This is a genomic window from Peribacillus sp. NPDC046944 (genome assembly GCF_050272735.1).
Taxonomy (GTDB): Bacteria; Bacillota; Bacilli; order Bacillales; family DSM-1321; genus Peribacillus.
The window spans coordinates 397,502-409,260 of sequence record NZ_JBNNML010000003.1 but is presented as its reverse complement, the minus strand read 5'-3'; the positions used below and the strand labels follow the sequence as shown (position 1 = coordinate 409,260).

Annotated in this window: 12 protein-coding genes; all 12 read left to right on the top strand. The window is 39.5% G+C overall.

The genetic code is table 11. The features are described 5' to 3' along the window. Positions 1 to 10 precede the first annotated feature (10 nt). The 12 genes from ACQKIC_RS07640 (at position 11) to ACQKIC_RS07585 (ending at position 11,651) form a co-directional block, all read left to right on the top strand. On the top strand, positions 11 to 586 hold the full coding sequence (locus ACQKIC_RS07640) for a propanediol/glycerol family dehydratase medium subunit (protein ID WP_427590602.1): 576 nt from the start codon (positions 11 to 13) through the stop codon (positions 584 to 586). A gap of 10 nt (positions 587 to 596) precedes the next feature. Then, complete coding sequence (locus tag ACQKIC_RS07635; RefSeq protein ID WP_402986541.1) at positions 597 to 1,043, top strand: diol dehydratase small subunit; 447 nt, start codon at positions 597 to 599, stop codon at positions 1,041 to 1,043. Positions 1,044 to 1,049: 6 nt separating this feature from the next. Beyond that, positions 1,050 to 2,885: a diol dehydratase reactivase subunit alpha gene (locus ACQKIC_RS07630; protein WP_427590601.1), complete on the top strand. Its 1,836-nt coding sequence runs from the start codon at positions 1,050 to 1,052 to the stop codon at positions 2,883 to 2,885. Then, a complete protein-coding gene (locus tag ACQKIC_RS07625; RefSeq protein ID WP_427590600.1) occupies positions 2,882 to 3,214 on the top strand; it encodes a glycerol dehydratase reactivase beta/small subunit family protein in 333 nt (110 codons plus the stop codon). Before ACQKIC_RS07630 ends, ACQKIC_RS07625 begins: the two co-directional genes overlap by 4 nt. 9 nt (positions 3,215 to 3,223) lie before the next feature. Beyond that, entirely contained in the window at positions 3,224 to 3,667 is a 444-nt protein-coding gene (locus ACQKIC_RS07620) for a GlcG/HbpS family heme-binding protein (RefSeq protein WP_427590599.1), read from the top strand. Between the two features lie 363 nt (positions 3,668 to 4,030). Then, a complete protein-coding gene (locus tag ACQKIC_RS07615) occupies positions 4,031 to 5,266 on the top strand; it encodes a sensor histidine kinase (protein ID WP_427590977.1) in 1,236 nt (411 codons plus the stop codon). A 5-nt stretch (positions 5,267 to 5,271) separates the two neighbouring features. Beyond that, positions 5,272 to 6,030 (top strand): response regulator transcription factor, encoded by a 759-nt coding sequence (locus ACQKIC_RS07610; RefSeq protein ID WP_407408235.1) that lies wholly within the window; start codon positions 5,272 to 5,274, stop codon positions 6,028 to 6,030. A 303-nt stretch (positions 6,031 to 6,333) separates the two neighbouring features. After that, entirely contained in the window at positions 6,334 to 8,031 is a 1,698-nt protein-coding gene (locus ACQKIC_RS07605; RefSeq protein ID WP_427590598.1) for an AMP-binding protein, read from the top strand. Between the two features lie 185 nt (positions 8,032 to 8,216). After that, the gene (locus tag ACQKIC_RS07600) at positions 8,217 to 8,804 is read left to right on the top strand and encodes a TetR/AcrR family transcriptional regulator (protein ID WP_402874515.1); all 588 of its coding nucleotides are present in this window, start codon (positions 8,217 to 8,219) and stop codon (positions 8,802 to 8,804) included. 111 nt (positions 8,805 to 8,915) lie between these two features. Then, positions 8,916 to 9,689, top strand: coding sequence for an enoyl-CoA hydratase (locus ACQKIC_RS07595; RefSeq protein ID WP_427590597.1), 774 nt, complete (start codon positions 8,916 to 8,918; stop codon positions 9,687 to 9,689). 143 nt (positions 9,690 to 9,832) lie between these two features. Next, complete coding sequence (locus ACQKIC_RS07590) at positions 9,833 to 10,606, top strand: electron transfer flavoprotein subunit beta/FixA family protein (protein ID WP_402874521.1); 774 nt, start codon at positions 9,833 to 9,835, stop codon at positions 10,604 to 10,606. A 67-nt stretch (positions 10,607 to 10,673) separates the two neighbouring features. Next, positions 10,674 to 11,651 carry an electron transfer flavoprotein subunit alpha/FixB family protein gene (locus tag ACQKIC_RS07585; RefSeq protein WP_402874524.1) on the top strand — a complete coding sequence of 326 codons (978 nt, stop codon included), beginning with the start codon at positions 10,674 to 10,676 and terminating at the stop codon, positions 11,649 to 11,651. Positions 11,652 to 11,759 lie beyond the last annotated feature (108 nt).

Genomic DNA, 11,759 nt, shown 5'->3' with positions numbered 1-11,759 from the left:
GGAATGGAATATGACCACAGCTTTATCAATTGAGATGAAATTAACGGAAATTGGGTCTGCCCAAAAAGGAACAAATCCAAATGAAGTAATAGTTGCTATCGCTCCGGCCTTTGGGAAAGAAATGAATAAGACCATCGTGAAAGTCGCTCATGCTTCTGTCTTACGTGAAATCCTTTCCGGGATTGAAGAACAAGGGGCTGTACCTCGTGTAATTCGAAGCTTGCGTACTGCTGATTTGGCTTTCATGGCCCATGGAGGAGCCCAATTAAGTGGTTCAGGTATCAGCATCGGCTTACAATCCAGAGGAACTGCAGTGATTCATCAGCGTGATTTAGACCCACTAACTAATCTTGAATTATTTCCTCAATCCCCATTAATAACTTTAGAGATGTATCGGGCGATTGGACGAAATGCAGCAATGTATGCGGTAGGGGAAAGCCCAAATCCTGTGCCGGTATTAAATGATGAAATGACACGACCTAAATATCAAGCAGCAGCAGCTCTGCTCTATTTAAAGGAATGCCAATCCCTTATACCGGATAAGAAACCAATTGAAGTTAAAGTTGAATTCTTAATAAAAGACTAGGAGGGTAAATATGGAGAGAGTAATAAAGAAAGATGGGGCAAATCTAACAAAAAATGACTATCCGCTAGGTATTAAAAGGCCAGATTTATTATACACACGTACAGAAAAGTCTTACAATGATTTGAATCTAGATGCCGCTTTAAAGGGAGACATAGCAGAAGCAGACTTACGTATCAGCCCAAACACGCTTGAAATGCACGCTGATATTAGTGAAACGCTAGGAAGACCACAACTCGCCAAAAACTTCCGTCGAGCAGCTGAAATGATTAATATATCGGATGCACGTATCTTACAAATTTATAATGCCATGCGTCCTAATCGTTCGACTAGAGAACAGCTTTTAGAAATTGCCGATGAATTAGAAGAAGAGTATGGAGCATTAGAGAATGCAAATTTGATTCGTGAAGCTGCAGACGTATATGAAAGAAGAGGAAGGCTGAAGAAGGATGAGGATTAAAGGGGTATGAAAAGGATTTTAGCTGGTGTAGATATCGGTAATTCATCAACGGAAGTAGCAATTGCAAGGTTGGATGGAAACGATATAAAATTTCTTTCACAGTGTTTGGTGAGAACTACGGGTATAAAAGGAACGTCTGAGAATGTTGAAGGTATTCGACGCGCTTTGCAGGAAGCGGTCAAGAAAGCAGATATTGAGTTTGAAGATATTGATCTTATCCGATTGAATGATGCGGTACCGGTTATAGGCGATTTGGCCATGGATCTGATTAGTGAAACCATTATCACAGAATCCTCTATGGTTGGACATAACCCCGATACACCGGGTGGAGCAGGTCTAGGCGTTGGAATAACAGTGTTAATCGATCAAATAAGGAAAGTGGAACAAAAAGAACTAGATTATATTGCGGTAATCCCGAAATATTTCGATTATGCATGGGTTGCTCATTGTTTGAACCAAGCTGAAAGTGAAGGGATTTCTATTACTGGTGCGGTGGTACAAAAAGACGATGGGGTTTTAATACACAACCGTCTAAAGAAAAAGATACCGATTGTGGATGAAGTCGCATTAATTGAAAAAATTCCACTTTGGAAATTAGCGGCAGTTGAGGTTGCTTTACCGGGCCATGTAATCCGAACTTTAAGCAATCCATACGGTCTTTCTACTATTTTTCAGTTGGATCCTGACGAAACGATACAAATTGCGTTAATTGCCAAAGCATTAGTTGGCAACCGCTCAGCTGTGGTTATTCGAACACCAAAAGGAGAAGTCGTCGAACGCAAAATAGAGGCAGGTAAAATCTTCCTAAAAGGAGCGAATACCCAAAAGCTAGAAGTATCCATTAATGATGGTGCTGAGGAGATAATGAATACCTATGGAAAGGTAGAAACATTGATAGACGTATATGGGGAAACAGGCACCAATGTCGGTGGAATGTTTAATGGTCTACGGCAAGATTTAGCCCAACTGACTGGACAATCACCAGATGATATTACAATCTCTGACTTTCTCGCTGTGGATGCTGTAATCCCCAATTCAATTACCGGAGCTATGGCGGGTGAGCTTTCTATGGAAAGCGGTGTCGCTTTAGCCTCAATGGTGAAAACGGATAAGGTTCCTGTGCAAAAAGTTGCTTCTTTATTGGAAAAAGAACTTGGTATCGAGGTGGAAATTGGTGGGGTTGAAGCAGAGATGGCAATTTGTGGTGCCTTAACGACACCCGGAACGAGAAAACCAATTGTGATTCTGGATATGGGAGGCGGGTCTACTGATGCTGCGCTGATGTATGAAAGTGGCAAAATTAACTCGTGTCACTTAGCAGGGGCAGGAGCCATGGTCACGATGCTCATCAATTCTGAATTGGCTTTAGATGACAAGGAATTGGCTGAAAAAATAAAAAGAAATCCTTTAGGAAAAGTACTCAGCTTATTCCATATGCAACTAGAAGACGGAACGATGTTATTTTCAGAAAAACCTTATCCTCCCCATACCTTCGGAAAAGTGGTGGTCCGAGAAGAAGATGAACTTACCCCTTTAGCAACCAAGGCAACTATGGACAAAATTAGAGAAATCCGCAGAAGTGCAAAACGAAGAGTATTTGTGACTAATGCACTCCGAGCCCTGAAGCGAGTCGTTCCAACAGGCAATTTAAAACACCTATCTTTTGTTGTTATGGTAGGTGGCTCGGCTTTGGACTTTGAAATTCCACAAATGTTAACAGAGGAATTAGGAAAGTACGGAATTGTAGCAGGCTTTGCCAATATTCGCGGCACAGAAGGTCCTAGAAATGCAGTTGCAACTGGATTGGTACTAGCTTCTGTCAGGCACGAGGTATTGAAATGAATAATCACGAAGTATATATTGCTATTTTATATCACAGTGTTCTTGATTCTGATTTAATTAAAGAAGTCTGTGCGGGACTAGAAGAAGAAGGAGTTTCGTTCTTATTGGAAGAATGCGATAAAACGAATAGCTTTACTGAACTAGGGAATATCGCAGCAGATATGTCTCCTTTAAATGTAGGTATTGGCATCGACCAGTTTGGGAATTTATGTGTTCATCACGAGAAATTAAATTCGGAAGAACCTTATATACGAGACATCGTTCAAAATGGTCGGAAATCAGGAAAAAATGCAGCTCGATTAGTTAAAGGGTTACCATTATTTTTTTAAGAGGAAAGGATGGGGGAAATGACTCAGCTCAATTTAAAGGTAGCTAAGGAGCTCATTGAAAGTGCTGAAAAGAAAGCAAATGAAATCAATGTTCCAATGGTTATAAGCGTTGTGGATGAAGGTGGGAATTTTATTGCATCTCACCGAATGGACGATGCTTTATTGGTAAGTGTTGAACTTGCACAAAATAAAGCATGGACCTCCGTGGCCATGAAAATGACCACGGAGAGTTTAACGCAAGTAGCTGCAAATGGAAAAGAACTTTATGGAATTAATACAACTAATAACGGACGGGTTGTTGTATTCGGCGGTGGTATTCCATTGTACAATAATAGCAGAATCATTGGAGCAGTTGGTGTAAGTGGTGGTTCGGTTGAAGAAGATATATTGGTAGCCCAGAGTGCAGTTAATGCAATGAAGGATATAAAATTAATCGGGATTCTCTCTGAATAAAGCAAATTAACAATCAGTGAAGATTTTTATCTTCACTGATTTTATTAATTGAATAGAACTAAATGGTCCTTGGTACTCGAACACCTTATTATCCTTCGAATATAGACTTTATTAAAAAACTCCTAGTAATATTACGGAGTTCCTGGTTTCAGGGGTATCAATTATATGAAAGTCGGTAGAGCATCATTGGTTTTAAAAGGTTTATTGAGACTAAAATCAAGTATATTTTTCAATCTACAACAAACTATTTGTAGATTCTGGAACTTTATACTTTTTAATGGACACTAATTAGTTATAATAAAGGATATAAAATTTAGTATTTTTAGAATAGAAAGAAAATTAATGTGGAGGTATAAGGTGACTATGTTGACTTTACGTAATATTGTGAATGTAGAGATGCTTCAGGATATCCAGAAACGCTTTTCAGACGCTACCGGTTTTGGAGTAATAATTGCGGATCAGCAAGGAATACCTGTCACTATACCAACTAATTTTACAAGTTTTTGTAACCACATACGTTCCAACGAAGAAGGATTTAAATGCTGTGTATTATCTGATCAGAAAGTGGGGCTAATTGCAGCTGAACAAGCAAAGCCCATTATGCATTATTGTCATTCGGGTCTAGTTGATGTAGCTGCACCTATTATTCTTAATGGCGAATATCTCGGTTCTGTTCTATGTGGTCAACTGTTGCTAGAAAATAGAGATGAGAAGCGTATTGAACAGAGTAGAGAAAAATTGAGAAGTCTACCAATTAATCAGGGGCTCCTAGAGCTTTATTTAGGTGAGATCGAATTTACCAGTCGAAAGCGGATTAAGGCAGTAATGGAAATGCTCGAACTTGTAGCGAATTATATTATAAAAACGGCAGTTAATTTTCTTGCACAGGAAGAGTTAAATACTATGAATCAAAAGTTGGTAGAGGAAATGAATGCCCGTGCATCACTAGAAAAACTACTGGAGGAAGCACAGTTGAAAATCCTTCAATCACAGATAAATCCTCATTTTTTGTTTAACACTTTAAATACCATTTCCCGACTTGCTTATTTAGAAAATGCAGAACAAACACAAAAAGTCACATATTCATTGGCTAAAATCATGAGGTACAGTCTACGTAATATAGATCAGCCTGTAACGTTGAAGGAAGAATTAGATTATGTGAAAAATTACATAAATATTCAACAATCTCGTTTTCGTAGCTTAATTCAATATGAAGAAATAGTGGACGTAGAAGCTGAGTCAGTAAAGTTACCTATATTTTCAATTCAACCTATTATTGAAAACGCTATCATTCATGGATTTGAACCAGATAATAGTACAGTTACGGTAAAAACCCACGTGTTTTTAGATAAAGGGAATATAGTAATTGAAGTCTCTGATACGGGAGTTGGAATGACGAAAGAAAAGTTATCATCGATATTTTTACCATCCAGTAAAAAAAAGAACGGTCATACAACAGGAATTGGGATAGATAATGTAAAGAAACGACTTCAATTTCATTTTGGGGAAGAGTACGGTATAACAACTATCGAAAGTAAACCTGGAATTGGCACAATGGTTCGAATAATCATTCCAGTATCAGGAGGTGTTCTATCGTGAAGGTAATGATTGTAGATGATGAACCATTGGAACGGGAAGTCCTTATAATGATAATTAAAAAAGAGTATCTGGGCATAAGCCAATTATTCGAGGCCACAAATGGAGCAGAAGCCTTGGAACTTGCAAAGCAAAATCAAATGGATGTTGTTCTTATGGATGTTAAAATGCCCATTATGGATGGCTTGGTTGCAGCGGAGATGATAAAAGATGAGGTGCCAGATTGCCAAATCATCTTTCTGACGGCGTATGATGATTGTAACTTCACTCGAAAAGTTATTGATACAGGTACAAGTGATTATTTATTAAAGCCTGCTCATCCGAATGATATCAAGAAAGCCCTAATCAAATATATACCTGTGGCAAAACGGCCGGTTTCAAACTCTTTAGGGGCAGACTGTGATCATGACGACATTTTAACTATTCTCGAATATATCGAGAATAATTTTCACTTAGAAATTAATTTAGATGCTTTATCTAAGTTGGTCTTTCTTAGTGGACAATATCTTAGCAGACTTTTTAAACAAGAGACGGGTTACACAATCACACAATATATCACAGTCCGTCGCATTGAAAAAGCAAAACAATACTTGTTTTACAGTAGGGAAAATGTAATGGAAGTAAGCGAGAAATGTGGGTTCTCCGACCCAAATTACTTTGCCAGGGTATTCAAGAAATACGAAGGGGTTACACCATCCCAATATCAGCAGCAATCTCTTTTAGGAAGAAAAAAAAGAATCAACACATTCAACAATTTTGTTATGTAGTTTAGATTAATAATAGGAAGTCGACATGGACGAACGATACAGAGTTTTAAAAGTTTCGTAGTGCTTTCTAAAAAAGAATTCAAGGCTCAATGCACAGTCGCTTTAAAGTCATCTAACAATCTACCTTAAAAATATAAAGAGTAAGTGACTCCCACGAAACAACCAAAGATGAAAGGACTTTTCCTCCTTTAAAACCGATTATCCTCCTTTATGCTTATTTTTTCTGAATACAGTAATTGTAAGAAAATACCGGTTGTATTATAATGAGTATGAGTATTATGAATATTCAGAAGGAGGGGGCAAATGAGCAATAAGCCATGGCAAGCCATGTATCCGGAACAAATACCAACCGTTTTAACCTACGATGATAAACCTCTTTATTCATTATTGAAGGAGGCTGCAGATGAATTTCCAGATAAGGTGTCCATACATTTCCAGGGAAAGGAATTAACCTTCAAAGAAGTTTATGAATCTGCTACGAAGTTTGCATCCTACTTAAAGAGCATCGGTCTCCAAAAGGGAGAGCGTGTTGCGGTCATGCTTCCTAACTGCCCACAGGGAGTCATCAGCTTTTTTGGAATTTTGATGGCTGGTGGAGTGGTCGTCCAAACGAATCCTACCTATACGGAACGTGAATTAGAACATCAAATGAAGGATTCTGGAGCGAAGATCATCATAGCGATGGACATATTATTTCCTCGTGTCACCGCAGTCGCCCGGAGTACGGAAATCGAACATATTATTGTAACCGCTATCAAGGAGTACTTGCCTTTCCCGAAGAATCTTATCTATCCGTTCATTCAAAAGAAGGAATATGGCATAGTGGTCAAAGTGGAGCATGAAGGAAATCATCATTTATTCACGGAAATCATGAAGCGGAAAATGTCAGAAGAAATAGCAGAGCCAATCGATGTGGAGAATGACTTGGCGCTCTTGCAATATACCGGGGGGACAACCGGTTTCCCTAAAGGTGTCATGCTTACCCACAAGAATGTACTTGCGAATACGAAAATGTGCAATGCTTGGCTTTATAGATGTAAACGAGGCGAAGAGCGGATTCTAGCTATCCTACCATTCTTTCATGTGTACGGATTGACGACTGTGTTGATTCTTTCCGTTATGGAAGGAAATACGATGATCATCATGCCGAAGTTTGATGTCGAGTCTACATTGAAAACCATTCAAAAGCAGAGACCGACATTGTTTCCAGGGGCACCTACGATGTATATCGGTCTATTGAATCATCCTGACGTCTCCAAGTATGACCTGTCCTCCATTGAAGCGTGCATGAGTGGATCGGCACCCCTACCATTAGGAGTTCAGGAGCAATTTGAGAAAGTGACGGGTGGAAAGCTAGTTGAAGGTTTTGGTCTTTCGGAGACATCTCCAGTTACCCATGCCAATTTCATTTGGGATCAACCTCGGGTCAAAGGAAGCATCGGTTTGCCTTGGCCGGATACAGACTCAGTGATCCTTTCGTTGGAAACGGGTGAAGAACTTCCGCCAAATGAAATCGGTGAAATAGCGATTAAGGGGCCCCAGGTTATGAAGGGCTATTGGAATCGTCCTGAAGACACGGAAAACACATTTAAAAACGGCTGGCTTCTTACGGGTGATTTAGGTTATATGGATGAAAAAGGGTTCTTTTATGTAGTGGAACGCAAGAAGGATACAATAATTGCAGGTGGATTTAATATTTATCCACGTGAGGTGGAAGAGGTTCTGTATGAACATGAGGCCGTACAGGAAGTAGTAGTGGCAGGAATTCCTGATCCATATCGTGGGGAAACCGTCAAAGCCTATGTTGTATTGAAGGACGGGGCAAGTGTAACGGAAGAGGAATTGAATCAGTTTGTGAGAAAGAGCTTAGCTTCCTATAAGGTACCACGTCTGTATGAATTTAGAGAGGAACTTCCTAAAACGACCATTGGTAAGATCTTGAGGAGAGTCCTAATTGATGAGGAAAAGAAAAAAATCCCACCAGAAAAAAAGGAGGCGTAAACATCTTACGGAGCTGTAATAGTGAGCTCCGTTTGCGGAACAACTGGACAACCTTAAGTAATGAGGGGTAGAATGGAAAAAGGATGTTATGACTCTATGGAAGTTTTTGCTTGACAGTAGAGAGTCATCATTTTATGATAGAAATATGAATGATGATTCATTCATTTTCTGAAAGGGGACATCCAGTGAAACGCAACAAACCAAAGTATAACCAAATTATTGATGCAGCTGTTATCGTCATCGCACAAAATGGTTATTACCAAGCGCAAGTATCAAAAATTGCCAAGCAAGCAGGCGTGGCAGATGGTACTATATATCTTTATTTTAAGAATAAAGAAGATATTTTAATATCATTATTTCATGAAAAAATGGGCTACTTTGTAGAACAAATTGAAGAAGAATTAAAGGGTAAGACATCAGTTTCAGAAAAACTGTTCCTATTAATTCAAAAACATTTTCAAATCCTTTCAGAAGACGTGAATTTAGCAATTGTCACTCAATTGGAATTAAGACAGTCAAACAAAGAATTACGACTTAGGATTAATGAAGTATTAAAAGGATATTTAAATGTAATTGATCAAATCATTACCGATGGGAAAGAAAATGGTGAATTCCTGCCTGATTTAAATAACTTACTCGCAAGGCAAATGATTTTTGGAACGATTGATGAAACAGCAACAACTTGGGTGATGAATGAACAAAAATATTCACTTGCTGACCTTGCGTCAGATGTTCATCGCCTTCTACTCGGTGGTTGTGGCACGAAACGGTAAAGACAAAATAGAGGATGGCCAGACCCATCCTCTAGCCATTTGGCTACCTGCCTTTTACCGAAGTACATAACGAATTTTCAAAAAAGTTTGACTATGATGGGGGAGATCAATATGGAATACCTTACACTCGCAATCGAAGATCGCGTTGCTATTATATCGATAAACCATGCACCTGCTAACGCTCTTTCTTCCGCTATTGTGGAAGAATTATCACAGGCTTTCGATCAAATCGAAAGCAATGAAGAAGTGCGTGTGGTGTTACTCCATGGTGAGGGAAGGTTCTTCTCTGCTGGAGCGGATATTAAAGAATTCACTAGTGTGGAAAACGGTAAAGCCTTTGTGAAACTAGCCCAAAATGGTCAATCTGTGTTTGAGAGAATCGAATCGTTTCCAAAGCCGGTAATTGCAGCCATTCATGGAGCCGCTCTTGGCGGAGGACTGGAACTGGCCATGGCCTGTCACATTCGGTTAGTAACTGAACGTGCAAAATTAGGTTTGCCTGAGCTGCAACTTGGATTGATTCCTGGATATGCTGGTTCACAGCGCCTACCACGGTATGTCGGAACGGCAAAAGCTGCTGAAATGCTATTTACGAGTGAGCCAATAACGGGTCAACAAGCTGTACAGTGGGGTTTGGCAAACCACGCTTACACTGATGAAGAATTATTGCCTAAAGCTAAGGAATTGGCCGCTAAGATTGTCAAGAAAAGCCCGCTAGCCTTGAAGTCCGCTATAGAACTATTGAATTATTCGAAGGGTGATTCCTACTATAAAGGTGTAGAAAAGGAAACCGTCCTATTCGGAGAAGCCTTTGACAGCGCTGATGCAAAAGAGGGAATCGATGCTTTTATAAATAAAAGGGAACCGGTATTTAAAGGAGAATGATCCTTAAGCCACCCTTTTGATTAGTAAATTTATTACTTATATTTTAAAAAAATGCAGGATTTTAAGGAATTCTGAAGAATACCATTATAAGTATGCCTAAAAAACACAATCTTCAAAACTCAAATTATTCGGGAGGTATTATCGTGAACATTTATGTGCTACTGAAAAGAACATTTGATACAGAAGAAAAAATTACGCTTTCTAACGGGAAAATTAATGAGGATGGAGCAGAATTCATCATCAATCCATACGATGAGTATGCCGTAGAAGAAGCCATCCAAGTGCGTGATGCTCAAGGTGGAGAAGTAACGGTTATTTCCGTCGGTTCTGAAGAGGCTGAAAAACAATTGCGTACAGCGCTTGCTATGGGTGCTGACAAAGCTGTTCTAATAAATATCGAAGACGACATAGAAAATGGCGATCAATTCACGACTGCCAAAATTATTGGAGAGTACTTAAAAGATAAAGAAGCTGATCTGATCATTGCAGGTAACGTGGCCATTGATGGTGGATCTGGACAAGTAGGACCGCGTGTAGCAGAAATATTGGATATCCCTTATATCACAACCATTACGAAATTAAGCATTTCAGGTGGAAATGTAAGCGTTATCCGTGATGTAGAAGGGGATTCAGAAACAATCGAAGCCTCACTGCCACTGCTGGTAACGGCGCAGCAAGGTTTGAACGAGCCTCGTTATCCATCTTTACCGGGGATCATGAAAGCGAAGAAGAAACCGCTTGAAGAGTTGGAATTGGATGATTTGGATTTGGAAGAAGACGATGTCGAGGCAAAAACAAAAACGATTGAGATCTTCCTTCCAGCCAAAAAAGAAGCTGGTAAAGTATTGAATGGTGAGATTCCGAACCAAGTTAGCGAACTTGTTCAATTATTACGCAGTGAAGCAAAAGTAATTTAATAGAAGGATTTCTATTGAAAATAAAACACAACAAAAAGATAAAATAGAGCACAGGAGGTTTTTAAAAATGGCTAGAAAGTTTCTTGTATTGGGCGAAGTACGCGATGGTTCTCTTAGAAATGTATCGTTCGAAGCTATCGGAGCGGCTAAACTTGCTGCAGACGGCGGAGAAATCGTAGGTGTTTTAGTTGGTGACAGTGTTCAGTCTTTTGGGAGTGAATTGATTCAGTATGGTGCCGACCGAGTGGTAGTGGTCGAAAACGATCAATTAAAACAATATACATCAGATGGATATGCTCAAAGTTTACTAGCTATTATCGAGCAAGAAAAACCAGAAGGCATTTTCTTCGGTCATACGGCATTAGGGAAAGACTTGGCTCCTAAATTAGCTGGCAAGCTGGAATCAGGTTTGATTTCAGATGTGACGTCCATTGAAGAAGAAGGCGGAAATATCGTCTTCACTCGCCCGATATATTCAGGTAAAGCCTTTGAAAAGAAAATCGTCACAGATGGTATTGTATTCGCGACCATCCGTCCGAATAACATTGAACCTCTATCGAAAGATGAGTCCCGTTCTGGGGATGTATCTACATTAAATGTGGATATTAAAGATTTACGTACAATTATCAAGGATGTAGTAAGAAAGGCAAGTGAAGGGGTCGACCTTTCAGAAGCGAAAGTGGTCATCGCCGGTGGGCGAGGTGTGAAAAGTGAAGATGGTTTCGAACCTTTGAAAGAGCTTGCTGAAGTTCTTGGGGGAGCAGTCGGAGCCTCTCGTGGTGCGTGTGATGCTGATTATTGCGATTACTCTTTACAAATCGGACAAACGGGTAAAGTTGTTACGCCTGACCTTTATATTGCCTGCGGAATTTCCGGAGCCATACAGCATTTAGCAGGGATGTCCAACTCCAAAATCATCGTAGCCATCAATAAAGATCCTGAAGCCAATATTTTCAATGTGGCCGATTACGGAATCGTCGGGGACTTATTCGAAGTTATCCCATTGTTAACGGAAGAATTCAAAAAGTTAAAGGTGAATGCTTGATTTGTAAGTTGATATAAAAGAAAAGGCGTCTGTCAGGGAATGAACTGGCAAGCGCCTTTTCTTTTTATGACAATCTATTAGGTTCTAGGCAGTATTTTTTCTCTGTTT

Bases quoted from the DNA above. Each gene is read 5' to 3' on its own strand.
- ACQKIC_RS07585 (WP_402874524.1), top strand. From the start codon at position 10,674: ATGGCTAGAAAGTTTCTTGTATTGGGCGAAGTACGCGATGGTTCTCTT.
- ACQKIC_RS07625 (WP_427590600.1), top strand. From the start codon at position 2,882: ATGAATAATCACGAAGTATATATTGCTATTTTATATCACAGTGTTCTT.
- ACQKIC_RS07630 (WP_427590601.1), top strand. From the start codon at position 1,050: ATGAAAAGGATTTTAGCTGGTGTAGATATCGGTAATTCATCAACGGAA.
- ACQKIC_RS07615 (WP_427590977.1), top strand. From the start codon at position 4,031: ATGTTGACTTTACGTAATATTGTGAATGTAGAGATGCTTCAGGATATC.
- ACQKIC_RS07610 (WP_407408235.1), top strand. From the start codon at position 5,272: ATGATTGTAGATGATGAACCATTGGAACGGGAAGTCCTTATAATGATA.
- ACQKIC_RS07605 (WP_427590598.1), top strand. From the start codon at position 6,334: ATGAGCAATAAGCCATGGCAAGCCATGTATCCGGAACAAATACCAACC.
- ACQKIC_RS07620 (WP_427590599.1), top strand. From the start codon at position 3,224: ATGGGGGAAATGACTCAGCTCAATTTAAAGGTAGCTAAGGAGCTCATT.
- ACQKIC_RS07595 (WP_427590597.1), top strand. From the start codon at position 8,916: ATGGAATACCTTACACTCGCAATCGAAGATCGCGTTGCTATTATATCG.
- ACQKIC_RS07640 (WP_427590602.1), top strand. From the start codon at position 11: ATGACCACAGCTTTATCAATTGAGATGAAATTAACGGAAATTGGGTCT.
- ACQKIC_RS07635 (WP_402986541.1), top strand. From the start codon at position 597: ATGGAGAGAGTAATAAAGAAAGATGGGGCAAATCTAACAAAAAATGAC.